Consider the following 26,829-nt stretch of genomic DNA (forward strand, 5'->3'; position numbering starts at 1 on the left):
TTACGGAAAAGGCGTAAATATCAAAGCATGTTTGCATGAGGCGATGGGGCGCCCCATGCAACACGTAATTGGGACATAGCCATAAAAAAGAGCCTTGCCGCGTGGCAAGGCTCTTTTTGTTTCGATATTCGTTTCGGCATTTCGTTTCGAGATCTGTTCCGCCAAGCGACATTGGCGCGAACAGGCGCTATTGCGGCAAGGTCTCCAGCCGCTCCAGAAACGCCGGAAGAGAGGGGGCCAGCGGCAGCCGGCGGCCTGAATCGAGCCACTCCAGCCACACCTGACCACTCTCGTTATCCAGCGAGATGAGCGTCATCTCGTTGCGGGTGGTGGCAATAAAGATGGAGAGGGTTCGTTTTAACTTGCGCAGCATCAGCAGATGGCCGATGAGGTTCTCCTTGAGCAGGTCGAGATCCGCGTCGTTCCATGGCAGGATCAGTTCAAGGCGCAGCCCCTTGAAAAGGCAGGGGATGGGTCGGCTGAACCAGTGCCCGAACAGGGCAATGGCGCTGGGATGAATTGTCAGCTCGAGGGCATCGGCCATGGCTGTAAAATCGGCGGGTTCGGGGCGCTGGTGAGGGCGCCAGGCCACCCGACCATCGGCGGGCTCACCAAGCTGGCAGGGGGAACGCCAGTCCGACTCCCACTCGCACAAGGACAGGCCTCGTCTGGCCTCGCCGTCCCGTTGCCAGCGGGCAAAAAAGTGCTCCAGGGCAGACAAAACTTGATCCGACATCGAAAATCCCCACAATTGCTGGCAAAGTCCGCTATTGCACCACCAAACCCGGTAACAGACAAGGTTGCCAGCCGACCTAGTGACCCGGGAAACAGAACCCGGGATACAGAGAGGCCGACGCCCAAGCCAAGCGGCTGCAACCATCCGGCCCTGCAATGGCCCGTTTCATTCCACTCATCATGAGCACATTACGTGAGCAACCCTGTGAGCAAACAAGATAGATACGCCGGGGCCAGCGCCCTGACCGGCCTGAGCCTGGGCCAGCAATCCGATTACATCAGCCAGTACACACCCTCCCTGCTGCAGCCGGTTCCACGTAGCCTGAACCGGGATGATCTCCAGCTGGGCGATGACCTGCCCTTTAGCGGTTGCGATGTCTGGACCCTCTATGAACTCTCCTGGCTCAATGCCAAGGGCAAGCCGATGGTGGCGGTGGGTGAAGTGGCCATTCCGGCCACCAGTGCGAACCTGATCGAATCCAAATCCTTCAAGCTCTACCTCAACTCCTTCAACCAGACCCGTTGTGACTCTATAGAGGCAGTCGCCGCCATGCTGACCAAGGATCTGAGTGCCTGTGCGGGCGAGACTGTCAAGGTGACCCTGTTCCCCCTCGACAAGGCGCCGCACCAGATTGCCCTGATGCCTGGCGAGTGCATCGATGAGCAGGATATCGAGGTAGACAATTACGAGTTTGATGCGTCCCTGTTACAAGGGGCAGCCGGTAGCGAGCTGGTAGAAGAGACCCTGCACAGCCACCTGCTCAAATCCAACTGTCTGGTGACCAGCCAACCGGACTGGGGCTCTGTAGTGATCCGCTACAAGGGGCCGAAACTCGATCGGGAGAAGCTGCTGCGCTATCTCATCTCGTTCCGCCAGCACAACGAGTTCCACGAGCAGTGCATCGAGCGGATCTTTATCGACCTCAAGCACTATTGCCAGCCTGAGCAGTTGACCGTCTATGCCCGCTATACCCGTCGCGGCGGCCTCGACATCAACCCGTTCCGCTCCGATTTCGAAACCGTGCCCGACAATCTGCGTCTAATCCGCCAATAAAGTCGAGCTTCGACAGAGAGGGCAGGTACACTGCTCTCCATGACTGGCAAAAAGGTTTCAATCGATGCTTTACGCAGCAGGGATAAGGGGGCTGGATAATAAAATCCAGACGAAACCCACTTGCCGGCCACCAGCAAACCACAGTAAACGCTGGACTCGCAGGGGGGGGCTTGGATAACATGCCAACACCTCTGCGCCGTCCTTAATCCAATGAATCAACTGTTTTTTCTGGCCATGATGATGTCCTCCCTGTCAGCTCCAAATCTGGATCTGGACAAGGAGCAACTCTCAATCGATCTGCAACAAGCGCAATCGATGGTACTGACCGATCCTGCCAGATGCGTCCAGATCACCACCGCCTTCCTGACGCGCGCAGCCAATAATCCCCAGCAAATCATCAGCAATCGCCAGGAGTTCGGTTATCGCGAACCTATCCTGAGCTACAGCACGGCGGCCCAGACCATAGGCGCCCACTTGCTCAAAGGGGAGTGTCTGCTGCAACTGGGCCAATATCAGGCCACCCAGCAAGCGCTCGACAAGGCGATGGCGCTGGCAGACAAAGAGCGGCAACCGGAACTCAAGGCCCACGGTCTCTATCTCAAGATCCGCAGTCAGGCCCTCAAACCGGATAACCAGAGCACCAGCCGCGCCCTGATGGATCAACTGGACGAACAGCTGGCCGTCCCCACGCTCAAGCAGAGCCAGCTCCAGATTTATGGCCGCCTGCAACGCACCAGCTACGACATCGAGAACCAGCACTTCGATGATGCCAAGGCCCACTTGGCAGATGCGCGGATCTGGGCCGCCAAGACCCCCAATCCTCTCGCCAGTGCCTGGGTCAGCGCCATCAGCGGCGACCTCTATCGCGCGCTGCAGCAGCCACAGCTGGCGCTGGGGGAATATATCGATGCCCAGCAACAGGCCAAAAGCCTCAATGACCCGCTCTTTCTCGGCCTGCTGTCGAACCAGATAGTCAAACTCTACCAGCAGGAACAAGAGCCCCAGAAAGCGCTGCAGTATGCCAATGAGGCGGCCAACTACTTCCACTCCATCGGCAACCCCTCCCTGCTGTGTGACTCCCTGATGGTGCTGGCGCGACTCAACCGCGAGCAGGGCGACCTCAATATGGCGCTGGTCTACTTCTTCAATGCGCTGGATCTGCTCGATGAGGGGAGCAACCGACCGCAAGCCTCCCTGCTCAAATACGAAATCGGCAAGACCTACCTGCAAAGCGGCAACCTCTCGCTGGCCAGCAACTACCTCAATGCGGCCCGCCAGTCCCACGAGCTGAGCGATGCCAAAGAGCCGCTGATCGATACCCTGCTGCTGCTCGGCGAGCTCTATCTGAAGAAACAGGAGGCCGCCATCGCCATCCTGCAGTTGGAGAACGCCCGCGCGCTGGCCAATCAGCTCGGCGATACCCGCCGTCAGTACGAGGTATTCCGCCTGTTGTCGCTGGCCTATGAGCAGAAGGGGTATCTGCGTCAGGCTCTCGACAGCTACAAGCGCTTCCACCGTCTTGGCGAGGAGGTGCGCCAGCAGGAGCAGGCAATGGAGCAGGCGGCGATCCGTGACAACTATGTCCAGGTCGAGCGGGTGCAACATATCAAGGAGCTGGAGCAGCGGCTTAACAACAGCCAGCATCAGCAGGAGCGCTATCTCTGGTCGAGCATCACCACCAGCCTGCTGCTGGCGCTCTTTATCTACCTCTTCTTCACCCTCTGGCTCAAGCTGCGTACTGCCCGCCTACAACTGAAACGGACCAATGAGGCCCTGCTGATCGAGCCACGCTCGGGGCTGGCCAACTGGCAGCGGCTAATGAACCGCTGGCCGAGGGAGATGGCAAAGCGCCAGCTGAAATCGGATCGCTGGTACCTCAGCGAACAGCCCTCCAGCGAGTTCGATGACAAGCTGCACTATCTGCTGTTCCGGGTGCCTTTCCTGGTCAATACGCTGGAGCGCCACGGCTATCAGGCCAGCAGAGAAATCGAGCAGGCCTTCGGTGCCTATATGGACACCCTGACCCCGCAAGATGGCCGTATCTATGACTTGCGTGAAGGACACATGCTCTATGTAGTGCCACAGCGCCACGTCACCAACCTGCATCAACTGGCGGGAGACCTGCTGACCGCCATCGCCGCCTTCCCTTGCAACTATCCGCTGGATCGCCAGATCAGCCTCGGGATTGTCAGTCACCCCTTCCTGCCGAAAGCGGCGACCGCGCTCGATCACAATGGCCTGTTTGACCTCTGCTATCTCGCCTTGTCGGGAGCCATTCAGCTCAGTGAAAAATGCCAGCAAAACGCCTGGTTGGAGCTGGCTGCGATCGATTGCCAACAAGCGGCATTTTTTAATGGAGATGTGTGGCAATGCGGCCTGATGGCAATTGACAAGGGACTGGTAAAAGTCAATTCTTCTCATGAAAAGCAATGGGTTAATTGGCCCAGCCTTGCAAGGAAGCCGGCAGCCGATAACCACCAGGAAATAATGTAGATAACAGGCGAGGATCGAAACCAAGTTCGACCACTGTTGCTATCCAACACCAAAAACAATAATGACAACAGGGCGACCTGATAATGAATGACATCGCTGCCGTAGCAGGACAATTGGCAAGACTCAGGGAATCCCTTCAGCAGAAACAGCTGGAACTCGATGGCGTGCTGTCGTTTTCCGATGCAGAGCGTGCCCGTGGTATCCAGTTTATCAACAAGTTGATGCTCTCCTGCCGTGGCTTCGACCGCGAGCTGGACAATCGCTTCGCCAAGCTCAAGCAGAAACTGGATAACAATCCCGCATTTACCGCGCTAGACGAGGATCTGCTGGCCATTGAAAAACTGCTGCAGCAGCACAGCAATGCGCTGGAAGAGTCGATCACCCTGACCCAGACCGCCATCGAGCTTGGTTCCAAACAGCTGAAAAACATCAAGGGCTTCCCGGAAGAGACCCGCAAGTCCCTCAAGGAATTTCTGGCAAATCCCGCCGGTTACGGCATTGCCGATCACCAGAAGAAGGTGATCAAGCTGCTGGAGTTCTACCAGCAGGCGATCAAGATCCAGCTGCTGCCAAGTCAGCCCCTGTTGGCACCTTCAGGTGCAACTCAACAAGAAAGCGATACTGCCAGCAACGATGGCCAGCCCGATGTCGACCCGTTTGATCTCAAGGATCACGCCCGCATCGCCGATGAGCTGCAGCGGCTTATCACCGAACTCGACTTTGCCGGCGCCATCGGCGAGAGCCTGAGCGACATTCGCCGCCAACTGCTGATCGGGATCAACCCTGCCCTGCTGGCGGAAACCTGCCTGCAGGTGATCGAGCTCATCATCGAAGGCACCCGTGAGGAGCGCAAAGCCTCCCGCGCCTTCCTCAGCTCCCTCAACGAGAGCCTCTCCGCGGTACATGTCGGGTTTACCGAATCCCTCGATGAGGGGCGTGCGCTGCAAAACGAAACCCGAGAGACCCGTGAGGCGCTGGTCAACGAGTTGCAGGCGATCGATCACTCCCTGGCCAGCCATAACTCCATCGATGCGCTCAAGCGCGCCATCTCCGGCCATATGGGCGCCATCAACCTGCTGCTGCAAGAGCGTGACAGTACGGCGGCGCGAGAGCGTCACCTGCTCACCCGCCTCTCCACCATGGAATCCAAGCTGCGCTTGATGAAGGAGGAGACCGCCGAGTACAAGAAGCGGCTGACCATTCAAAAACACAAGCTGTTCCTCGACAGCCTGACCCAGGTACACAACCGGGCCGCCCTCGATGAACGGTTGGAGCAGGAATACAAACGTTGGCTTCGTTACCGCACTCCGCTCTGCATGGCGATCATCGACATCGATCACTTCAAGAACATCAATGACAACTACGGCCATATGGCGGGTGACAAGGCGCTGAAAGTGGTCGCCAAAGCGCTGCAGAGCGCGCTGCGTGACACAGATTTCATCGCCCGTTTTGGTGGGGAAGAGTTCGTGGTGTTGCTGCCCAACATCAACCCGGACAAGTTCCAGAAGCCGCTGGAGACCCTGCGCCAGACCATCAAGAGCATCCCGTTCCGTTTTCGCGATGCCAAGGTGGAGATCACCATCTCCATCGGCGCAACCCTGTTCAAGGATGGGGACAACCCGTCAGATGTGTTTGAACGGGCGGACAAGGCGCTCTACCACTCCAAGCACACCGGTCGGGATCAAGTGACACTGGCCTGACAAGCGGCTAAAAAAACAGCGAACAGTCGTCGCCCTATTTCCCTCCACCCTCTGTTACCACTACTATCGATCTCAGGGGATGCAACATAGCGTCCCCTTTTCTCCCCAGGGAAAAACACAACGATAACAAGTGAGTAAAGGGGAACCTATGATTACGCACATCAATCCCGTCGGCAGCATGGATTTGCTGTCACAGCTTGAGGTGGATCGCCTCAAGCAGACTGCCTCCAGCGATATCTATCAACTGTTTCGCAACTGCTCGCTGGCAGTGCTCAATTCCGGTAGCCATACCGACAGCTCCAAGGAGATACTGGAGCGCTTCAAATCGTTCGATATTCATGTGATCCGGCGCGAGCGCGGGGTCAAGCTGGAACTGTTCAATGCCCCCGAGCACGCCTTTGTCGATGGCGAGATCATTCGCGGCATTCAGGAGCACCTCTTCTCGGTGCTGCGCGACATTCTCTATGTCTCCAATCAGCTCGAGTCCAACCGCCAGGTCAATCTGACCAACTCCACTCACATCTCCAACGTGGTGTTCGCCATTCTGCGCAACGCCAAGGTGATCCTGCCCGGCGCCGATCCCAACCTGATCGTCTGCTGGGGTGGCCACTCCATCAACGAGATCGAATACCAGTACACCCGCGCCGTGGGCAGCGAGCTGGGCTTGCGTGAGCTGAACATCTGTACCGGCTGTGGCCCTGGCGCCATGGAGGGCCCGATGAAGGGGGCCGCCGTCGGCCATGCCAAACAGCGGGTGCGCAACGGGCGCTACATCGGCCTCACCGAACCCTCCATTATCGCGGCCGAACCACCCAACCCCATCGTCAACGAGCTGGTGATCCTGCCGGATATCGAGAAACGGCTGGAAGCCTTCGTACGCCTCGGCCACGGCATCATCATCTTCCCGGGCGGGGTCGGCACCGCCGAAGAGCTGCTCTATCTGCTCGGCATCATGATGCATCCGGCCAACGAGCGGCAGCCGATGCCCATCATCCTGACCGGCCCGAAAGAGAGTGCCGACTACTTCCGAGCCATCGACGACTTCATCAAGGCGACCCTCGGTGAACCTGCGACCAAGCTCTACCGGATCATTGTCGGCGATGCGCCGGAAGTGGCCCGGGTGATGAAAGAGGCGATGCCAAAAATCCGCGAATACCGCAAATCGGTCGGTGATGCCTACTCCTTCAACTGGTCCCTCAAGATTGAACCGGAGTTCCAGCTCCCCTTCGAGCCGGATCACGCCAGCATGGCCAGTCTGGATCTGCACCGCAACCAGCCGCCCCAGTTGCTGGCCGCCAACCTGCGTCGTGCCTTCTCCGGCATCGTCGCCGGCAACGTCAAGGAAGGGGGCATTCGCGCCATCGAGAAGAAGGGCCCCTTCAAGTTGCACGGCGACAAGGAGCTGATGCACCTGATGGACAAGCTGCTGGAGAGCTTCGTCAAGCAGCAGCGGATGAAGCTGCCGGGCAGCCAGTATGTGCCCTGCTACGAAATCGTCCGCTAGGGTACAGATACATCATCGACAGAGGGGCGCATCGGCGCCCCTCTTTATTGGCGCTATGCCTTCCCGACTGCCATCAATCCCCCATAAGGCGAGCGGTTTGTTACAATGGGGCGTCCCGACCGCCAAGAGTGCCCCATGTCAACTATCCGGCCACACCTGCTCATCATCGATGCCCTCAACCTCATTCGCCGTCTGCACGCGGTACAGGCCCAGCAGGCACTGACCCCTGCCCAGGCGCTGGTTGCAACCCGCGCCAACCTTATCAATACCTGCCGCAAGCTGCTGGCCAATAGCGAGCCGACCCATGTCATTGCCGTGTTTGATGGCGAGGTGCATAGCTGGCGCAAAGAGGTCTATCCGGCCTACAAGGAGGGGCGAGCTCCCATGCCCCCCGAACTGCGTGAAGGGCTGGCGACCCTGCAGGATGCCTTCTGGGAGTGCGGTGTCGATGCCCTGCTCTCCGAGACAGATGAAGCGGATGACCTTATCGCCACCCTCGCCAGCGGCATCGCCAGCCACGGCCATCAGGCGACCATCATCTCCACCGACAAGGGCTTTTGCCAACTGATCTGCCCGCAGATCCGGGTGCGCGACTACTTCAACAAACGCTGGCTGGATGCCGCCTTCGTCCAGCAGCAATATGGGGTAGCCCCTGCTCAGCTGGTCGACTTCTGGGCCCTGACCGGTATCAGCGGTTCCAATATCAAGGGGGTTCCGGGGATCGGCCCCAAGACCGCCACCCAGCTGTTGCAGCAATATGGCAATCTGGCAGCCATGCTCGAAGCCTGCCAGCAAGAGGATGCCGCCAAGCCCCTGATCAAACTGCGCCAACATCAGGATGAGGCCCTGCTGGCCCAGCGGCTGGTGCACTTGCAGCGGGATATTCCGCTGGGATTCAACCTGCGGGACATCCGCTACCCGCCCCAGCCAGACTAAAGTGCCGAACAAAAATGCAGGCAAGGGCGTGAACCATGACGAGACTCACCCTCGCTGTTGATAAAAGTGAGTAGAATGTAAAGGAATGTGGTTGGTTTGCTGAGTAAATGCTATAAAGCAGCCCCATCCTCCCCTATACCCTGGAAGTGGAACCCTCTCATGTCCAAAAGAAAAATTACCGTGATCCCCGGCGACGGCATCGGCCCCAGCATCATAGAATCAGCCATCCAGATCCTGACCCATGCGGGCTGTGACTTTGAGTACGAATACGCTGATGCGGGTCTGGTTGCCCTCGAGAAGCATGGCGAGCTGTTGCCCCAGGCTACCCTGGATCTGATTGAGAAGAACAAGGTGAGCCTGAAAGGGCCATTGACCACGCCGGTCGGCGGCGGTTTTACCTCCATCAACGTCTCCCTGCGCAAGAAGTTCAACCTCTACGCCAATGTGCGCCCGGTCATCTCCTTCAAGGGCACCAGAAGCCGTTACGACAACATCGACATCATCACGGTGCGTGAAAACACCGAAGGGATGTACTCGGGTGCAGGTCAGAAGCGCAGCGATGACAACAAGAGTGCCGAGGCGATGAGCATCATCACCCGCGAAGGGGCCGAGCGCATCGTCAAGTTTGCCTTCGAGCTGGCTCGTCAGGAAGGGCGCAAGAAGGTCACCATCATCCACAAGGCGAACATCCTCAAGTCGACCTCCGGCCTGTTCCTCGAAGTAGCCCGTGAAATAGCCAGCAACTACCCGGATATCCAGAGCGAAGAGATGATCGTCGATGCCGCCTGCATGAACCTGGTGATGTACCCGGAGCGTTTCGATGTCATGGTCACCACCAACCTGTTCGGCGACATTCTCTCGGATCTCTGCGCCGGTCTGGTCGGCGGCCTTGGCATGGCGCCCGGCGCCAACATCGGCGATGGCGCGGCCATCTTCGAAGCGGTCCACGGCTCTGCGCCTGACATAGCTGGCAAGAACATTGCCAACCCGACCTCGGTGATCCTTGCCTCCATTCAGATGCTGGAGTACCTCGGCATGCAGGATAAGGCAGAGCGGATCCGCGAGGCGGTACGAGCCACCATCGAATCCGGTGATCGGGTCACCCGCGATCTGGGTGGCACGGCTTCCACCAGCGAATTCACTCAGGCCATCATAGATCGCCTGTGAGTTAATTCATTGATTTTAAAAGGGAGTTTCGGCTCCCTTTTTTATATTTCCGAATCCTTTGCCACTCCCCGAACAGCAACTATGTTCAATAGAGAAGAAGAACAGGGAGTGTTTTTCATGAAGGGATACGGGTGCTATCTGGTTTCGGGTCTGATGCTGGTTTGTGGTACTGCCAGTGCTTTCGAGCAGGATCAACAGACCCAAACAGCCAAACTGCCACAGCAGGAAAAACGGACTGCCACCGAGGTATGGCGCTCGAGCCTGAATACCAACGACCTGCTCAAGGCACCCAAACCCCTGTCGTTTGGTATTGAAGTCTCCACCGACAACTTTGGTAATCAAAAGATCACCTCCTACCCGCAGCTTAATCTGACCCCGGAAAAAAGCGTCAGTCTATCGGTTGAACGCTTCAGACCCAAGGTCAAGTTCAAGGCTGGCGGAATGAACACCGCCCTCAGGCTGAGAGGAGACGGGATAAAGATGCAATTCAATCCGGTCGACAAAACCATCCCGCTGCAGATAGAGATCAAGGTGACCGACGACGAATCCTCCCTGCGCCTCGATTACCGTTTCTGATATTTTCCGGCAGCCGAATAGCAAAAGGCCGACAGGTTTCCCTGTCGGCCTTGGTATTTATCGTACGGGCAGAACTGCTACATCACGCCTTGGGCTCGAGTTTGGAGACCCAGTACTTGTTGTAAACATGCACGGTGATCTCTTCTCGATCGTGATAGAGCTGCTTGGCCTGGATCACGAACGCGTTGTCGATCTCCTTGAGCATCTCGCGCAGCACCTCGATATTGTGCACCGACTCGGCATAACGCTTCTTCATCGGCAGCTTGAGGTTGAACATCGCCTCCTGGCAGTCACCCTCACGGAACCAGTCCGCAATCATGTGAACGACCCGCGCCGGTTTATCGACCATGTCGCACACCAGCCAGTAGGTGTTCTTCTTGCTCGGACGCCAGACGAAACCGTCATCCCGGATATGCTTGACCTGACCGGTATCCATCAGGGATTGGGCCATCATGCCGTTGTCGACCGCCGTCACCATCATGCCACGGCGCACCAACTGATAGGTCCAGCCACCCGGGCAGGCGCCCAGATCCACCGCCTTCATGCCTGAACAGAGACGCACATCCCACTCTTCCCGCGGCACGAACACGTAAAACGCCTCCTCCAGCTTGAGGCTGGAGCGGCTCGGTGCATCGGCCGGGAAGCGCAGGCGCGGGATCCCCATGTGGAATCCGGAGTTGTTGAACGAGTAGGAGTAACCCAGCAACACGTGATCATTGGCCATGAAGAAGGCGTGGAACACCGGACGGTTTGGCGTCTCCTTCTTGGTCAGGATCTCGTTGCTGCGCAGCGCCTGACGAAGCGGCACGGTGAACTTGCGGCAGAAGGCCGACAGCTCTTTCGCTTCGTTGGTATCCGCGGTTTCGACCCGCAGATCGCCGCAAATGGTGTAGTCACTCACCGCCTCAAGGATCGGGGAGATCCTGTCCGCGACATCCAGATCCTTCAGCTCATGGGTGACCACCAGCATCTGGCGGATGAAGATGAGCTCCCGGAACGGCAGCTTGCGAGCCAGCAGGTCCGCCTGCTCCTCGTCATACAGTTCGAAGATCACATAACCGCTGTCGTCCTTGACCCGGGCGAAACCGTAGCACTGCATGTTACCGGCACGCTCGGTGATCTCTGCAGCCGCCTCTTTCTCAAAACCGGGGCGGCAATAAAGCAGCAGATTATTCATTTTTTCCTCCAAGACGACAGCCAGCCCAGCAGAGGGCCGCCCATCCCAACATAAAACAGAGGCCACCGGCGGGAGTAATCAACCCCAGCCCCTTGCTGCCAAGCAGCACCATGGCGTAAATACTGCCGGAAAATCCGATGATCCCCAGCACAAAAGCGGTGCCAGCCAGGTGGATCACCTTGCTGCGCACACCACACCAGCCCAGAACCAGCAGGGCCAATGCGTGAAAAAACTGATATTGCACGGCGGTATTGAATGCCGCCAGACGCTCGGGTGTAATGCCGGTCGCCGCCAATCCATGGGCGCCATAAGCCCCCAGCATGGTGGCCGTCAACCCGAAGAGACCGGCCAGTATCAGCCAATGTCGATGGATCTGCATCCTCACTCTCCCTCTCTCATCGCGGCTGGCAATAAAACCAACCCTATCGTGCTATCCGTGCCGGGCCACAAAATGGCTGATGGTCGCCGCTGCATGCTGCATATTCTCCTGCTCACTCACGCCACTGGTTTTACGCGGTTTGAAACCATGATCACCATCGGTCAACCAATGGACCGATACGGCGGGTGAGAAGGGGAAATCGGCCAGTTCGGCGCGACTACCGAAGGTGTCGCGCTCCCCCTGCAACAGCAGGGTTGGCACTGCAATATGCTTGAGTACCTCGCCTCGCCAGCTGTCGGGCTTGGCCGGAGGGTGGAAAGGATACCCGAGAATGAGCAATCCTGCAGCATTCATCTCACCCTCGCCTTCACGATAGAGTTCCGCCGCCATCCGCCCGCCCATCGACTTGCCCGCCAGAAACAGTCGTGGATGGGCAAACTCGCGGATCATGTCGCGCCAATGGGCTAGCAGCACAGGTGCTCTGTCCGGCGGGCGGCGCTTGCCATCCTGTGCACGCTTTGTCATGTAGGGAAAGTTGAAGCGCACCACTTCGATGTCGGGGCCAGCCAGCAGGCGTGACAACTCGGCAAGAAAGGGGTGATCCATCTCCGCGCCTGCCCCGTGGGCCAGCAAAATGCGAACGGGGGCATCAATTGCCCCCTCGCGGATCACATCAGGCATCGGCGAGCCTTGCCCTGCGACGCGCCTCTTCCTGCTCCACCAGCTCCAGCATCCAGTCGCGGAAGGCAACGATCTTGCCCTGATCCGACTGTTGCTCCTGGCACACCAGATAGAAGGCATTTTTGCTCACCAGCACCTGCTCGAACGGGCAGATAAGGCGGCCGGCCTCAATCTCGGGTTGTGCCAGCACACTGTGGCCAAGCGCCACCCCCTGGCCGTGGATCGCCGCCTGGATCACCATGGTGGAGTGGCTGAAGATGGGCCCCTGATTGACGTTGGGTGCATCGATATCGAGCTGGCGGAACCACGCCTTCCAGTCGCGGCGGGAGGTATCGTGCAGCAGGGTATGAAGAGTCAAATCTTGCGGCGTACGCAGCGGTTTGGGCCCGGTCAGCAGCAAGGGGGAACAGACCGGGATCAGGTATTCGGTATGCAGCTTGTCCGAGCGCAGACCCGGCCAGTTGCCGCGGCCGTAGTAGATGGCCACATCCACATCGTCGGTGAGCGACCCTTCATCGAGATCGACCGCCTTGATCCGTACATCGATATCGGGGTGACGCTCGCTGAACTTGACCAACCGCGGCACCAGCCACTGGATGGCGAAACTCGGCTGCAAACTGACAGTCAATGCCCCCTTGGCACTGCGGGCCAGCAGCTTGTCGGTCGCCTCGGAGATGGAGGCAAAGATGTCCTTGATATCCAGGAAATAGCCCTGCCCCTCTTCGGTCAGCAACAAGGAGCGATTTTTGCGGCGGAACAGCTTGATGCCAAGATACTCCTCCAGCGCCTTGATCTGGTGACTGATGGCAGCCTGAGTCACAAACAACTCTTCTGCTGCGCGGGTAAAGCTTAAGTGACGAGCCGCTGCTTCAAAGGCCTTGAGGGCATTGAGCGGGGGTAAACGACGAGACATGACACCAGCCGACGATGAGTTTTTCTAATGGGGCGCATTATAATTTGTCGGTTGCGGGTCGACCAGTGAATAAACATAATTCGCCCAGCAATCAGTCGTCATATGGCTCACATTTTCTACTACGTGTTGGTTTACATGTGTTTTTAGTGAGTCTTTCGACTGCGATTGTGGTGTTGTGTTTCTTCCTCTGCGGGAAGAGGGGCTCAAATCTCACCGGTTTGACCCAGTCTGTCATCTGAATGTGTTTGGCGCCTCCAGCTGGATGGCGCCTTTTTTCATCCCTTCTATACCTTGAACTGCCCCACCAGCTGCTGCTGCTTGTCCGCCAGCGCAGAGAGCTCGCGACCATTTTCGGCGGAGGTCGCCGCCTCGGCCCGAATGGTGTGGCTCACATCGCGAATGTTGCTGACGTTACGGTTGATCTCGTCCGCCACCCGGCTCTGCTCCTGTGCCGCCCGGGCAATCTGCTCGTTCATCTGATGGATGGTGGAGACCGACTGGATAATCTGCTCCAGCACCTGCACCGAGAGATCCACCTTGGCGAGGGTCTCGTCAGCCTGTCCATGACCATCTCGGATCGCCTTGACCACGGCGCCGGTACCGGATTGCAGTTGGCTGATCAGGGTCTGGATCTCGACGATGGCATTCTGGGTGCGACCGGCCAGATTGCGCACCTCATCGGCCACCACGGCAAAGCCACGGCCCTGCTCACCGGCACGCGCCGCTTCAATAGCCGCATTCAGCGCCAGCAAGTTGGTCTGCTCGGCAATTCCCTGGATCACGGTGAGAATATCGTTGATGTTGTCGCTGTTGGCGGAGAGTCGCTCCACCACCGGCTGGGCATCGTTGATGATGGTCATCAGCTTGCGCATCGCCTCCTGGGTGTCGGCAACGACATATTTGCCCTCTTGCGCCGCGGCATCAGTGGTGTTGGCAGCCGCGACCGCCGAGCCGGCATTACCGGAGACCTGCAACGCCGTGGCGCTCAGCTCTTCAAATGCCGTCGCCACCAGATCGATCTCCTGATACTGGGCCTGCATGCCACTGCTGGTGCGCTCGGCCACTTGCGCGGCTCGCTCGGCACTGTTGCGCGTACCGGAGACGGTATCAATCACCTGACTGATGGTAGATTGCAACTTGTTGAGGAAGCTGTTGAACCACTTGGCCAGCTCGCCGATCTCGTCTTGCCGCTGGATCTCGATACGCTGGGTCAAATCCCCCTCGCCGCTGGCGATATCCTTGAGGCGGGCAACCACGGCGCGGATGGGCGCCACAATCTGGCGCGCCATCAACCAGATAAAACTCAGGGCCACCAGCGAGATCAGCACTCCGATCGACAGCTGCGAGACCACGCTGCGATTGGCCTCACTGGCCAGCTCATCTTGCAGTTGCTGGGCCGAGGCCAGCACTACGGCCCGTGGCAATTCAATGTAGATGCCCCATTTACGGTCGGTGCCACGCATGGATACCGGGACAAAGGTCTGCAACAGGGTGCCATCGCTGCTCCAGCGAGTCAGCTCCTGACCCCGACTGAGCCAGCCTTTCAGCTCGCTGGCCAGCCCCTGATACTTCTGATCCAGCCCGCGTCCCATGGTCACATCGAACTCATCGGCTCCCGCCACGCGCCCCTCGTGACTGACCAGCAAAACTCTGCCCTTGCCGTCATAGAGCTCCTTGTCCATGGTACTGACCAGACTCTGCAATGTGGCCAGCGAGATATCGACCCCGACCATCCCCAGCAAGGTCTCCTGCTCCAGTAGCGGGACCGTCACCGAGGTCATCAATATCTGTTTATCGCCCACATCGTCCAGATAGGGCTCCAGCAGGCAGAGGGCACGGGTGCGAATACTGCAGCGATACCACTCGTTTTCGATGCCACCAGCCTCGGTCGGGCTCTCATCGGCCAGTACATCCTCATTCTGCACTTCCGGCTCTATCTTGCCGTTGTCGTAGGCCCAGTAACTGGAAAAACGCCCCTTGTCGTTGGAACCCAGCGCCGTTGAGCCCTGATAGTTGCTGTCTTCCCCATCCAGCTGGTCAGGCTCGAACACCGCATAGACACCAAGCAGATTGGTCGATGAGGCAACGGCATCGTGCAGTTGCTGATTGACGGCGCTGCGCAGCGCCTCCGAATGGACAAAGTTCTCGGCCGCATTCTTGCGCTGGAACAACACGCTCTCCGCCAGCAAACTGGCGCGGAAATAGGCCTCATCGAGATAGCTGGTCACCTTGGCCGCCTGCTCCGAGCCCATCGCCTTCATCCAGTTCTCGGCAGACTGCTGCGCCTCGTGCATGGTGGCTTGCCGCACCTGCTGTTGCATCTTGTTCGCGTTGTAAATCGAAGAGGCAACCAGAGCGGCGGCTGTCACCAACAGACAGCAACCGGCGATCAGGGTAATCCGACCCTGGACAGAAAGAGCGCTCATGCCAATATTCCTACGTCATACAGATATGGATAGATTATCGACTTTATAAACAAAAACTTAACTCTCTCACAGCAAATCCAGCGAGAGTTGATTAACTTCACCCTCTTTTGGCAAACCCACCACCAAGCCCAGCAGGCGAACCGAACGCCCTTGCGCCCGCTGTAACCCCTCTTTGAGCAGGGGAACGAACAAGGCTGGCTGATAGCCACCCTGACTGCGATAGACGGTGGTCTGGTGGAAGTCGGCAAACTTGAGTTTAATCCCCTGCCCCATCACCTGCTCGGCAGGGCACGCCAGCTGAAATCGCCGCTCAAGCTCCGGCAACAGTTGCTGCAAGACCGTCAGGCAGGCGGCTTCGTCACAAACATCGCTCGCCAAAGTGGTCTCCACCCCAATGGTTTTGCGGATCCGGTGCGCCTGCACCGGCTGTTCATCCAGCCCCCAGATCCGGGTCGTCAGCATCTCCCCCAGCTTGCCAAAACGGCTGCACAGTTCTTGTGCCGACAAGGCCCGCGCATCCTCACAGGTGTAGAGCCCCTGAGCCTCCAGCCGCTCGGCAGTCTTGCGCCCCACCCCGGGCAGTTTGCCGAGGGGCAACTGGCAGACAAATTCGGCCACTTCGTCGGGGCGAATGACAAACAGACCATCAGGCTTGCGCTGCTCCGAGGCGAGCTTGGCGAGAAACTTGTTGGGAGCCACTCCGGCCGAGGCGGTCAACCCCAGTTCGGTGACGATGGCTTGCCGGATCTCTTGTGCCATCAGGGTGGCGCTGCCGCCACAGCAACGACTGTGGGTCACATCGAGGTAAGCTTCGTCCAGTGACAGCGGTTCAACCTGATCGGTATAGCGGAGGAAAATGGCCCTGAGCTGACGGGAGATATCCTTGTACACCGCCATTCGCCCCGGGATCAGTACCAGCGGCGGGCAGAGTTTTTTCGCCAGCGCGCTTGGCATGGCGGAACGCACCCCGAACCGGCGCGCCACATAGTTGCAGGTCGAGATGACGCCGCGCCGCTCGGAGGCCCCACCGATGGCGAGCGGCACCTCCCGCAACGCGGGATTGTCCCGCATCTCCACCGCGGCAAAAAAACAGTCCATGTCGATATGGATGATCTTGCGCATACCACTGTATAAATAAACAGACATGGCATCATCTTACCCCAAGGATAACCGCAGCTCTATCTCTCTCGTTGCGGCTAAAATAGTAGACTCCAAGGAGACCTTTACTACCACAATGACAAGGAGCGTTCGGGATGAAATATCTTTGGCTGGGACTCTGTTTGCTGCCGTTGACCGGCATCGGCAAGAACAACCCGACGGCAGAGTGCCGCTGGCTGTACGACCGGATTGAGATACTGGAACAGGCCATCAAGAAAGGGGACAAGCTCGGCACAGAGCAAGAATTGGCAGGCTGGAAAACTGAGTACAACAAAAAACAGTGCTCACAGTACGACTACTGAGCCGGACAAGATGGCGTGACCGACAACAGCAGATAACAAACGGGCCCCGATCAAGATGACCGGGGCCCATTTTTCAAAGCATGACCAGCTTGATTCTGCAGCAGAGTGCGCTCAAGGCAGCACCATAGGGCCAGCGACAGTGGCCGCCACCTCATTCCCACGCAGCATCCGGACCAGTTCAAGCGCAAACTCGATGGCGCTGCCCGGCCCCTGACTGGTAATCAGGCGATGAGCCTCATCTCTGACTACCCGCTCATGTGACAGCTGCGATGTCGGTAGTCGGGACTGAAAGCCGGGATGACAGGTGACGATGGCATCACCCAGCAGAGCATGATGTTGCAACACCACCACAGGGGCGGCGCAGATGGCAGCGCGCCAGCGACCAAGAGCCGCCTGCTCTTTGAGCAGATCGATGGCCAGCGGGGTATCGCGGATCACTTCGCTGCCGGGCAAACCGCCGGGCACCACGATGGCTTCAAAGTCCCGACGGGTCAGCTCGTCGATATGACAATCAGCCACCAGCTGTACCCCACGCGACGCCTTCACCTGACGGGATCCGGCTGGACAACAAGAGGCCAGCACCACCTCGATGCTGGCACGCACTAGGGTATCGACAATCGCAACCGTCTCTATCTCTTCCGACCCGGGGGCCACCAGCACCAGTACACTCACATTCGCCTCCTTGCTGCTTGCTCTGCCATGTAAAAGGTCAGACGGCCTGACTCTTCTCTTTGATCGCCTGATAGAGACCCTGATTGACCGGTACGGCAATGCCATGCCGGGCAGCCTTGGCCAGCAGGAAGCCGGTGATGGCCTCAATCTCGGTCTCGCGTCCCAGCTCCATATCCTGATGCATGGAGGAGTAATTGTCAGCGGTCAGTTCCACCACTGTCATCACCCGGCGTTGCAACTCCTCTGCCGTGGTTGCAATCCCTTCGGCACACATCACATCAGCTACTTCCACGCAGATCTGCTGCAGGGCATCGGCAAAACGGGGGCCAGCCAGCTCGCCATTTTTCAGCTTGTAGAGGGCCGTCAGGGGATTGATAGCACAGTTGATGGCCAGCTTTTGCCACTGGCGCACCAATACCTGCTCATCCCAGCCAGCCTGGCCCAGTGCCAGCGCCAGCTCATCCGCGAGCGCGGCGTGGGCATTGGCGGCGTCGTTGATCGGGCCAAGCCAGGTTTCACCCTTGCCAGTATGACGGAAGACAAAATGGCCGCACTGCATGGCGCCATGGCTGGTGACACCGGCAATCACCGGATTGTGCGGGAACATCTCGACCACCTGCTCGGCAATGCCCATCCCGTTGTGCAACAGCACGATCGGCACGCCGGCATCCAGATTGCCCACCAGCGGTGTCAGTGCGGCAATCACCTGACTGGCCTTGGTCATCACCAGCAGACGCTGGATCTTGCCGGGTTTGCTGACAAATCCGCGCTCAATATTGAGCAGCTGGACATGCCCCTCCAGCGAGGTGAAATCGATCCCCGGATGGAGCGTGGACTTATGATGTTCGCGCAACAAGACACGGGTAGATTGACCACTCTGGGTCAGCAGGGAGGCAAAAACGCCGCCGAGGGCGCCACAACCCAACAGTGACCACTTCGGAGTAACGGGTGGAATAACGGGCTGTCGGGAATTTTTTAATCCGCTTGGCATGGTGTGACTCTGTCAGGGTAAGGGTTGCAATCCTCTCAACCTGTTACCGGGGATAAGTGAAGATGTCGCTGGTGGACACTAACGGGTCCACCCGTCCTGTGCGCAGGGGATTCTAGCAGAGCAACCCCATCAAAATCAGCAAATTTGCCCGTTTTCTGGTAGATTTGCCCCCCGATAACGCAACATGAGGAGCTCCGGCTATGCCGTCATTCGATATTGTCTCTGAAGTCAAAATGAACGAGGTGTTGAACGCAGTCGACAACGCCAATCGTGAACTGGCCACCCGTTTCGATTTTCGTGGGGTAGAAGCCAGCTTCGAGTTGAACAAGGAAGAGGTAAAACTGGAAGCCGATGCCGATTTCCAGCTCAAGCAGATGGTCGAAATTCTGCGCGGTGCCCTGCTCAAGCGCAACATCGAAAACAGCTCCATGGAAGTAGGTGACTCCGTTCACTCCGGCAAACGCTTCCACCTGACCGTCAAGTTCAAACAGGGGATCGAGAAAGAGATCGCCAAGAAGCTGGTCAAGCTGATCAAGGACTCCAAGATCAAGGTACAGGTCGCCATCCAGGGTGATGAAGTACGTGTCACCGGCAAGAAGCGTGACGATCTGCAAGAGACCATGGCACTGGTCCGTGGCGCCGAACTGGGTCAACCGATGCAGTTCCAGAACTTCCGCGACTGATTTATCCACTCAGCCGTGGCGCACTTGATGACTCGCGCCACGCTATCTACATCGCGGCCATAAAAAAACCGGAGCAGATGCTCCGGTTTTTTGTACCCCAAGTTTTATTAGAACTTGTAGGTAACAGAGAAGTAGTGGCTGAAGCCAGTGCTCTTCCAAGGAGTACCATCGTATGCAGTGGAACCATCTTTGGTACCATAAGCATCCATAAAGTACTTCAGACCGTAACCAACGGCATAACGATCGGAGTGCCAGTAGATACCGTGGAAAGTAGCCAGGTTGTCGCTGGTACGGTCAGCACGGTCATGGGTATCCAGACCGAACTGATAATCCAGATAGCCTTGGTAGGAGACAAAGCTGCCATTGCCGAAGGTGTAGAAGGGCTTGAACCAGTTCATGGAGAACTGATAACCGTTCCAGTCGCCTTCTTCTTCAGTAAAGAACTGGTTCTCAGTGGAATGACGGGCATACAGGTTCATACCTACCTTGCCAAACCAAGGAACCATCACATCGGCGCCCAGACCAATCTGATTTTCCATCTGCTTGTCGCCGACGTTGTTCAGGTTGGCAATGTAGAGTTCTTGCACAGGACCAAAGGAGAGATCTTTACCGGTCAGAGCATCCAGAGACATGCGCGGCGCAAACTTCATGAACAGGTTCTGACCATGGTGTTTGTTGCTGTGGCGGGAGTCGAAAATATCGAATACGTCGACATAGCCGTACAGATCAAACAGGCCGGAGCGACCACCGAATTCCATTTCAAAATAGGTATCGTTGTAGTCCTCTTCACCGGTGGTGAAAGGGCGCTGGTCGATGGTGTGCATTACGTTGAACTGCATCCACTTGTAGTCATTCTTGTGGATATCACCGCTGTAGTCAGCAGCGAAGGCCGGGGTAGCGGCAGCAGCCAGCAGACCGGCAGCGATCAGAGTCTTGGTAAATTTGGCCATTTTATTGGTCTCTTGTGCGTTAGTTGAGGTTTTCCGTAGCCTGCCCACAAGGAGCGAGAGGGATTCTAATCAAATAAAATTGGGGGTGAAACAACTTCTCGGGAACTTTATCCGGAAGTGTGAATCTAATCACCCCCGATTCTACGCAAACGCTTGCTATTTGTCAGCCGTTGAGAGCAACTCACTCCCTTTTCTGGCGACAAGCACAATCAACAACAACACGGGCAAGCCCAATAAACTGGTTCCGACAAAGAAGGCACTGTAGCCAATCTGCTCCACAACCTGCCCGGAAAAACCAGCCAGCAACTTGGGTAGCAGCAACATTACCGAGCTGAACAGGGCGTACTGAGTGGCCGAAAATGCCACATTGGTCAGGCTGGAGAGATAGGTCACGAAGGCCGCGGTCGCGATACCGGCACTGAGGTTGTCGAGGGAAATGATCAGCGTCAGCAGTTCCAGATTGTGACCAACCTGATTGAGCAGGGCAAACAGCAGGTTGGTGCTGGCGGTGAGCAGCGCCCCCAAGAACAGGATGCGCAGCGTGCCGAAGCGCATCACCAGCACGCCCCCCAGCGCCGCTCCCACTAACGTCATGATGACGCCAAACACCTTGGTAATAGTCGCAACCTCGGTCTTGCTGAACTGCATATCCACATAGAAGCTGTTGGACATCACCCCCATCACCACATCGGCAACCCGATAGCAGGCGATCAGGGCCAGGATCAGCAGCGCCGAGCTGCCATAGCGACGAAAGAAGTCGGCAAACGGACACCAGACCGCCTCATAGCCCCAGGCCCCCGCACTCGCCAGCAGCGCAGGCCACCCTTTTTCCAGGAGCTGCGCCTTGCGTTCGGCCTGTTGTTTGCCCTGCTCGGCCAGATCGATTTCCGGCTCGTGGCAAAACAGCGTGGTGATGACCCCGAGTGACATCAGACCCGCCATCACCAGATAGGTAATCTGCCAGCCACGATAGTCATAGCCACTATTGCTGCCAAACCAGGCTGCCAGCGCCAGCGCACCGGCGCCCGCCATGATCATCGCCAGCCGGTAACCGGTCATGTAGGAGGCAGCCATCGCCGCCTGCAGCCGCTCGGGGGCGGATTCGATGCGATAGGCATCGATGACGATATCCTGCGTGGCCGAGGCAAAGGCCACCAGCAGGGCAAACATCGCCAACTGAGCCAGCTCGGTCTTGGGATCGCAGAACGCCATGCCGACCAGCGCGGCGGCAATCAACAGCTGGGAGAAGAACATCCAGCTGCGGCGACGCCCCAGCAGCGTGGAGAGCAACGGCAGCGGCATGCGATCCACCAGCGGTGACCACAGCCATTTAAAGCCATAGGCGAGCGCCACCCAGCTCATATAGCCGATATCGGTCAGGCTGACATCGGCCTCGCGCAACCAGAATGAGAGGGTACCGAACACCAGCAGCAGCGGCAGACCCGATGAAAAACCCATGGCAAAGAGAATAAACACCCGAAATTCGAGATAGACGGCGAGGGACTCTCTCCAGCTTGGTTTGCGGATCATGTTCAACTACCTGACAACTTTGGAAAAGTGCGTCATTTTGGCAGGTTGATGGCAGATAGCCAAGGCGAGCAAAGAGATAGGTCAAAGAAGCCCGGATAGAGAAAAGGCCCATCCCGAACGGGATGAGCCTTGTATTGTGGCATGGCGAGGGCAAGGTGACGAACCGCGTCCGGCGAGAGTTACTTGCTCGCTTTCTTGTCGACTTTCTTGTCTGCCGGAGTTTCTGCCAGCAAGACCACCTTCTTCAGAATGATGGGACTGGTCGGCACATCGTTGGCGCGCAGAATGGGGCTGTAACCGGTCTGTACCTGAGCCAGCTTGTCCAACACCTCCATCCCCTGCACCACCTGACCGAACACGGTATAACCCGCAGAGCCACCGGCGTTGAGGTTATTGTTGTCGACCAGATTGAAGTAGAACTGGCGAGTAGCGCTGTCGACCGCCTGGGTGCGAGCCATAGCGATGGAGCCACGCTTGTTGGGCAGACCGCCACGCGACTCGTTGACTACAGGCTCATAAGTCGGCAATTGCTGGAACTGCTGGTTGTAGCCCCCACCCTGCACCACGAAATCCTGGATCACCCGGTGGAAGATACTGCCGTCATAGCTGCCATCAGCCACGTAACGCAGGAAGTTCTTTACCGTCTGGGGCGCCTGTTTGGACGCCAGCTCCACCACGATATTGCCGTGGTTGGTCTCCATTCTGACTTTCGGGCCTGCGAACGCCAGCGGGGCGATCAGCATGGCCAGCAACCAGAGTTTTTTCATCATCAGACCCCTGCACCGTTCGGTTGACCTTTCAGGTAACCGCGCAGCGCATCATCCGCCATGATCTGCTGCAGCACGCTACCCAGTTGCAGGTTCAGTGTAGACTCCAGGTCGGCCATGCTTGGCTCGCTCGGGCTCTCCTTGCTGGAGGACATATTGAACTGCTTGGTCAGACGGTTGCCCTGGAAATCGGCGATCACCTGCAGGCTGACGCGGGACTTAGTGACATAGGTAAAGGTCTTCTCTTCCACATTGACTGCGGCGTTGGAGATCACCAGCGTCAGGTTGGTGGTGCCACTGTTGCCCACTTCCAGACCCTGGCTGCGCAGCCCTTCGGCCAGCCGCTCGGCCATCAGCAGGTTGAGCGGACGCTCACTGTTGACCAGCACGGGCGCTTTCTCTTTATGTTTGATGGAGAAGACGTAGGCAGCCTCACGCTTGTCTACCCCTTCCATGGTGATGCGATTGCCAGAGTAGTATTGCTGGTTGGCGGGGATCACCTGCGGATTGAGCAGCGCCGTCTCCGGCCAATGAGTGGCACACCCGCCCAGCATCAGGGCGGCCAGCAGCAAGAGTGACTTTTTCATCATGGTTTCCTTTGGCTTTAGCGTTTGATGGCTTTCAAAATAACGAATTTGCTGTTCGACGCAACGACTTGTGCGTTGGCAAACAAGCGCTTGAGTTTGTTGTGATAGTCCAGATGACGGTTGCCTACTATCCAGAGTTCACCCCCCTGAGGCAACACCCGGTGCGCATCGCTGAACATCTGCCAGGCAATATGATCGGTGATCGCCTGCAACTGATGGAAAGGAGGGTTGCAGAGGATCCGATCCGCCGAGCCGACCGCCACCCCGTCGAGACAGTTATTGACCATAAAGTGGGCGCGCGGCAGTGCATCGGGCAGATTGTGCTCGACGTTGAGCTGTGCCGAGGCGACCGCCATATAGGATTCATCGATAAAGGTCACCTCCACCTCGCTATCTTTGGCGAGCAGCGACAGACCCAGCACCCCGTTGCCACAGCCCAGATCGATCACCTTGCGGGCACTGTGGATGGGCAGGTTGTCCAGCATAAAGCGGGCACCGATATCGAGACTGGTGCGCGAGAAGACGTTGGCATGGTTGTGGATGAGCATGCCACTCCCCTCCAGCGGCCAGACAGTCGGGAAGGGGTTGGCCAGCGCGGGACGTTCTGCCTGCGGCTCGCAGTGAATGAGGCGCGCCTTCTTCCAGGCCAGCGAGGTACGGGTAGGCCCCAGATACTTCTCGAACAACTTGAGGGTGGAGGTATGAATATCCTTCGCCTTGCCGGCAGCGATAACGCGGGTTGCCGGTGTCACCACCTCCCGCAGCGCTAGCAGTTGCTGCTCCAATAGAGCCTGATATTTGGAGACCTTGATCACCACCAGCGCAGGGGCATCGGGCAGCGGCGCCAGCGCATCCTGCAAGCGGATCCCACCCGCATCCAGCCCATTTTCGGCCAGATTGGCCAGGGTCGCCCGCTCACTGATGTAGGAGTCGGTGACGCAGCAGGGGGAGTGCGGATGCAGATAGGCGGCCAGCGCGCCAAAACCGTCATTCATGATGATGACGGGGTCCGCCTGCTCGAGGGGAGACTCCGCCAGGGTGTTGATCAGGTATTCGTCAGCCGCATCCCAGGCTTGCAGGGTCTCCTGACTCTGGCGCGGATAGCGGTAGAGCGTGAGCTGGCAATGGGGAGTGTCGAGAAGGGTTTGCATAGGAAGAGTCCAACCTCGGCTTGATTCGTGTATACAGGCGCCAGGGGCGACGCAAAGTGGCGCTATTCTAGCGAGGAGCAGGAATTTCACCAGTTCGATGCGCATCAAGGGGGCAACTGACGGGTGATTTCCCTCTTACGGGGGCTTATTCCATCCCGCGACTGCCGATAGAATGGCCCGACATTCACTCTGGAAGCCGATCCGATGACCATCCAACAACTGATTGAAGCCAAGCTGACCGCCGCCCTATCTCCCTCCGTGCTGGAGGTGATCAACGAGAGCCACATGCACCGTGTGGAACCGGGATCTGAGAGCCACTTCAAGGTGGTGATCGTCAGCGAGCAATTTGCAGGGCAGCGGCTGCTGGCCCGTCATCGTCAGGTCAATTCGGTGCTGGCCGACGAGCTGGCCGGTGTCGTTCATGCACTGGCACTGCATACCTACACAGAGACCGAGTGGCAGGAAAAAGGCCACGCCCCGCGCACCCCGAGCTGCGTTGGCAAACCGTCACTCTCCTGAAACCGGTTGTACCACAGGATTCCCCTCGAGAACCTGCCAACAAAAATTAAACATATTTCCCCCATTGGCCCCGAAAAGGCTACATCCAAGGGGGTATATTTCGGCATCAAGGCTTTTTGTTGATAGTGGAGACAAAGGCAAATACCCCCATCGAGGTATCGAAATAAAAAAACCTTTAAAACCACTACTTACAAGGTGTCGGGGGCTTATTCATTGCAGGTTAATTTTGTGATGGCACGGGGATTTTGCCCATTTGGCATGGCAGAAAATGCACCTTAAGTGGTAAACTCAAGCGCTTTTGAGTGAGCCTGCATGTTGAATAATTGTTGAGCCTGCCCACCTGGCGCAACCACAACATCGACTCATTCAACCACCCGTCGTGATGTATTTCTCGGCGCTAACCAACCTCTCCCGTAACGGTAGTGCAAGTAAGTATGATTACAATCAAAAGAGGACTGGACATCCCCGTGCTGGGTGCGCCAGAGCAAGTAATCTACGATGGCCCCGCCATCACCCGTGTTGCGACACTGGGCGAGGAGTTTGTGGGGATGCGACCTACTATGTTCGTCAAAGTAGGTGATCGCGTCATCAAAGGTCAGGATCTTTTTGAAGACAAGAAGAATCCGGGCGTTAAATTCACAGCTCCTGCCACCGGTGTGGTTTCAGAGATCAACCGTGGTGCCAAACGTGTTCTCCAGTCTGTGGTCATCGACCTGGACGGTTCCGATGAACAGGTGACGTTTGAGCATTTTGCCTCTGCCGAGCTGGCCAAGCTCGAGCGCAGCAAGGTGCAAGAGATCCTGGTCGCATCAGGTCAGTGGACTGCGTTGCGTACCCGTCCGTTCAGCAAAGTCCCCGCGGTAGCGTCTGCCCCGCGCGCCATCTTTGTGACTGCAATGGACACCAACCCGCTGGCAGCCGATGCCGAGCTGATTATCAAGGAACAGCCGCAGGCCTTCCTCGATGGTCTGGCCGTATTGACCCGCCTGACCGACGGCGCCGTCTACGTCTGTAAAGGCGAAGGCAGTCTGCCCCACTCTCCGCTGGCTCAGGTCAAGGAAGAGATCTTCGTTGGTCCGCACCCTGCCGGTCTGCCGGGTACCCATATCCACTTCCTAGATCCGGTCAGCAGCACCAAGGTGCAGTGGCACATCAACTATCAGGATGTGATTGCATTCGGCAAGCTGTTCACCACCGGTCAGATCTTCACTGACAAGGTGATCGCGCTGGCTGGCCCGAACGTGCTCAAGCCGCGTCTGCTGCGTACCCGTCTGGGCGCCTGCATCAGCCAGCTCACCAACAATGAGCTGCGTGCCGACGAAAACCGTATCATCTCTGGTTCTATCCTGAGTGGTGCCAAAGCCGAAGGTGTTCACGACTACCTGGGCCGCTACCACAATCAGGTTTGCGTGCTGGGTGAAGGTCGCGAGAAAGAGTTCCTGGGCTGGATCAACCCCAGCGCCAACAAGTTCTCTATCACCCGTACCACCCTCTCTCATCTGATGAAGGGCAAGCTGATCAACTTCACCACCACTACCAACGGTAGTGACCGTTCCATGGTGCCTATCGGCAACTATGAGCGGGTGATGCCGCTCGACATCCTGCCGACCCTGCTGCTGCGGGACATGGTCTCCGGCGATACCGACGGTGCGCAAGCACTGGGCTGCCTGGAGCTGGATGAGGAAGATTTGGCGCTCTGTACCTTTGTCTGCCCCGGCAAGACAGAGTACGGCCCGATCTTGCGTGAGTGCCTGACCAAGATTGAACTGGAAGGTTAA

At 57.7% G+C, this 26,829-nt stretch carries 25 protein-coding genes; 11 read left to right on the forward strand and 14 right to left on the reverse strand.

The annotated features are described in order from the left end of the window. Positions 1 to 187 precede the first annotated feature (187 nt). Positions 188 to 736: a SecY-interacting protein Syd gene (locus DBR30_RS02985; protein ID WP_108541730.1), complete on the reverse strand. Its 549-nt coding sequence runs from the start codon at positions 734 to 736 to the stop codon at positions 188 to 190. A 204-nt stretch (positions 737 to 940) separates the two neighbouring features. On the opposite strand from DBR30_RS02985, the gene queF reads away from it, so the two are divergent. The 7 genes from queF to DBR30_RS03020 all read left to right on the forward strand — a co-directional run bounded on the left by queF (position 941) and on the right by DBR30_RS03020 (position 10,165). Then, positions 941 to 1,789 carry an NADPH-dependent 7-cyano-7-deazaguanine reductase QueF gene (gene queF / locus DBR30_RS02990; RefSeq protein ID WP_108541732.1) on the forward strand — a complete coding sequence of 283 codons (849 nt, stop codon included), beginning with the start codon at positions 941 to 943 and terminating at the stop codon, positions 1,787 to 1,789. 210 nt (positions 1,790 to 1,999) lie between these two features. Continuing rightward, on the forward strand, positions 2,000 to 4,282 hold the full coding sequence (locus DBR30_RS02995) for a tetratricopeptide repeat protein (RefSeq protein WP_005338609.1): 2,283 nt from the start codon (positions 2,000 to 2,002) through the stop codon (positions 4,280 to 4,282). Positions 4,283 to 4,365: 83 nt separating this feature from the next. Further along, the gene (locus DBR30_RS03000; protein WP_108541729.1) at positions 4,366 to 5,982 is read left to right on the forward strand and encodes a GGDEF domain-containing protein; all 1,617 of its coding nucleotides are present in this window, start codon (positions 4,366 to 4,368) and stop codon (positions 5,980 to 5,982) included. A gap of 148 nt (positions 5,983 to 6,130) precedes the next feature. Beyond that, complete coding sequence (gene ppnN, locus DBR30_RS03005; RefSeq protein WP_005338611.1) at positions 6,131 to 7,486, forward strand: nucleotide 5'-monophosphate nucleosidase PpnN; 1,356 nt, start codon at positions 6,131 to 6,133, stop codon at positions 7,484 to 7,486. 135 nt (positions 7,487 to 7,621) lie between these two features. Continuing rightward, positions 7,622 to 8,422, forward strand: coding sequence for a flap endonuclease Xni (gene xni, locus DBR30_RS03010; protein ID WP_108541728.1), 801 nt, complete (start codon positions 7,622 to 7,624; stop codon positions 8,420 to 8,422). Between the two features lie 159 nt (positions 8,423 to 8,581). Continuing rightward, positions 8,582 to 9,589 carry an isocitrate dehydrogenase gene (locus DBR30_RS03015; protein ID WP_108541727.1) on the forward strand — a complete coding sequence of 336 codons (1,008 nt, stop codon included), beginning with the start codon at positions 8,582 to 8,584 and terminating at the stop codon, positions 9,587 to 9,589. 117 nt (positions 9,590 to 9,706) lie between these two features. After that, on the forward strand, positions 9,707 to 10,165 hold the full coding sequence (locus tag DBR30_RS03020; protein WP_005349721.1) for a hypothetical protein: 459 nt from the start codon (positions 9,707 to 9,709) through the stop codon (positions 10,163 to 10,165). An 82-nt stretch (positions 10,166 to 10,247) separates the two neighbouring features. On the opposite strand, the gene rlmM is transcribed toward DBR30_RS03020, so the two are convergent. The 6 genes from rlmM to dinB all read right to left on the reverse strand — a co-directional run bounded on the left by rlmM (position 10,248) and on the right by dinB (position 16,863). Next, positions 10,248 to 11,342 carry a 23S rRNA (cytidine(2498)-2'-O)-methyltransferase RlmM gene (gene rlmM, locus DBR30_RS03025; protein WP_005338617.1) on the reverse strand — a complete coding sequence of 365 codons (1,095 nt, stop codon included), beginning with the start codon at positions 11,340 to 11,342 and terminating at the stop codon, positions 10,248 to 10,250. Continuing rightward, positions 11,335 to 11,721: a DUF423 domain-containing protein gene (locus DBR30_RS03030; protein ID WP_040097987.1), complete on the reverse strand. Its 387-nt coding sequence runs from the start codon at positions 11,719 to 11,721 to the stop codon at positions 11,335 to 11,337. Before DBR30_RS03030 ends, rlmM begins: the two co-directional genes overlap by 8 nt. 51 nt (positions 11,722 to 11,772) lie before the next feature. Continuing rightward, positions 11,773 to 12,402 (reverse strand): alpha/beta family hydrolase, encoded by a 630-nt coding sequence (locus DBR30_RS03035; protein ID WP_108541726.1) that lies wholly within the window; start codon positions 12,400 to 12,402, stop codon positions 11,773 to 11,775. Beyond that, a complete protein-coding gene (locus DBR30_RS03040) occupies positions 12,395 to 13,315 on the reverse strand; it encodes a transcriptional regulator GcvA (RefSeq protein WP_005338622.1) in 921 nt (306 codons plus the stop codon). The genes DBR30_RS03035 and DBR30_RS03040 overlap by 8 nt, the downstream gene beginning before the upstream one ends. 284 nt (positions 13,316 to 13,599) lie before the next feature. Beyond that, positions 13,600 to 15,741, reverse strand: coding sequence for a methyl-accepting chemotaxis protein (locus DBR30_RS03045; RefSeq protein ID WP_108541725.1), 2,142 nt, complete (start codon positions 15,739 to 15,741; stop codon positions 13,600 to 13,602). A gap of 66 nt (positions 15,742 to 15,807) precedes the next feature. Then, complete coding sequence (gene dinB, locus DBR30_RS03050) at positions 15,808 to 16,863, reverse strand: DNA polymerase IV (protein WP_031227617.1); 1,056 nt, start codon at positions 16,861 to 16,863, stop codon at positions 15,808 to 15,810. Between the two features lie 131 nt (positions 16,864 to 16,994). Between dinB and DBR30_RS03055 the strand changes: the two genes are divergently transcribed. Continuing rightward, positions 16,995 to 17,201: a hypothetical protein gene (locus DBR30_RS03055; protein WP_108541724.1), complete on the forward strand. Its 207-nt coding sequence runs from the start codon at positions 16,995 to 16,997 to the stop codon at positions 17,199 to 17,201. A gap of 111 nt (positions 17,202 to 17,312) precedes the next feature. Here DBR30_RS03055 and DBR30_RS03060 read toward each other — a convergent pair whose 3' ends face one another. After that, a complete protein-coding gene (locus DBR30_RS03060) occupies positions 17,313 to 17,873 on the reverse strand; it encodes a DJ-1 family glyoxalase III (RefSeq protein WP_108541723.1) in 561 nt (186 codons plus the stop codon). Between the two features lie 37 nt (positions 17,874 to 17,910). Beyond that, a complete protein-coding gene (locus tag DBR30_RS03065; RefSeq protein WP_108541722.1) occupies positions 17,911 to 18,864 on the reverse strand; it encodes a ketopantoate reductase family protein in 954 nt (317 codons plus the stop codon). Positions 18,865 to 19,064: 200 nt separating this feature from the next. On the opposite strand from DBR30_RS03065, the gene DBR30_RS03070 reads away from it, so the two are divergent. Then, positions 19,065 to 19,547 (forward strand): YajQ family cyclic di-GMP-binding protein, encoded by a 483-nt coding sequence (locus DBR30_RS03070; RefSeq protein WP_005338634.1) that lies wholly within the window; start codon positions 19,065 to 19,067, stop codon positions 19,545 to 19,547. Positions 19,548 to 19,654: 107 nt separating this feature from the next. On the opposite strand, the gene DBR30_RS03075 is transcribed toward DBR30_RS03070, so the two are convergent. The 5 genes from DBR30_RS03075 to DBR30_RS03095 all read right to left on the reverse strand — a co-directional run bounded on the left by DBR30_RS03075 (position 19,655) and on the right by DBR30_RS03095 (position 24,532). Next, positions 19,655 to 20,497, reverse strand: coding sequence for a nucleoside-specific channel-forming Tsx family protein (locus tag DBR30_RS03075; RefSeq protein ID WP_069554294.1), 843 nt, complete (start codon positions 20,495 to 20,497; stop codon positions 19,655 to 19,657). Positions 20,498 to 20,653: 156 nt separating this feature from the next. Next, positions 20,654 to 22,033 carry an AmpG family muropeptide MFS transporter gene (locus tag DBR30_RS03080; protein WP_040068511.1) on the reverse strand — a complete coding sequence of 460 codons (1,380 nt, stop codon included), beginning with the start codon at positions 22,031 to 22,033 and terminating at the stop codon, positions 20,654 to 20,656. Between the two features lie 173 nt (positions 22,034 to 22,206). Then, complete coding sequence (locus tag DBR30_RS03085; RefSeq protein ID WP_069529625.1) at positions 22,207 to 22,794, reverse strand: peptidylprolyl isomerase; 588 nt, start codon at positions 22,792 to 22,794, stop codon at positions 22,207 to 22,209. 2 nt (positions 22,795 to 22,796) lie between these two features. Then, positions 22,797 to 23,381 (reverse strand): YajG family lipoprotein, encoded by a 585-nt coding sequence (locus DBR30_RS03090; protein WP_005349692.1) that lies wholly within the window; start codon positions 23,379 to 23,381, stop codon positions 22,797 to 22,799. A 17-nt stretch (positions 23,382 to 23,398) separates the two neighbouring features. Then, positions 23,399 to 24,532, reverse strand: a complete 1,134-nt coding sequence (locus DBR30_RS03095) for a methyltransferase (RefSeq protein WP_108541721.1) — start codon at positions 24,530 to 24,532, stop codon at positions 23,399 to 23,401. Positions 24,533 to 24,736: 204 nt separating this feature from the next. Between DBR30_RS03095 and DBR30_RS03100 the strand changes: the two genes are divergently transcribed. Both DBR30_RS03100 and DBR30_RS03105 read left to right on the forward strand, forming a co-directional pair. Then, positions 24,737 to 25,051: a BolA family protein gene (locus DBR30_RS03100; protein ID WP_019445891.1), complete on the forward strand. Its 315-nt coding sequence runs from the start codon at positions 24,737 to 24,739 to the stop codon at positions 25,049 to 25,051. A gap of 434 nt (positions 25,052 to 25,485) precedes the next feature. Further along, positions 25,486 to 26,829, forward strand: coding sequence for a Na(+)-translocating NADH-quinone reductase subunit A (locus DBR30_RS03105; protein ID WP_005349684.1), 1,344 nt, complete (start codon positions 25,486 to 25,488; stop codon positions 26,827 to 26,829).

The sequence above is a fragment of the Aeromonas sp. HMWF017 genome (assembly GCF_003061465.1).
In the GTDB taxonomy this organism is placed as follows: Bacteria; Pseudomonadota; Gammaproteobacteria; order Enterobacterales; family Aeromonadaceae; genus Aeromonas; species Aeromonas veronii.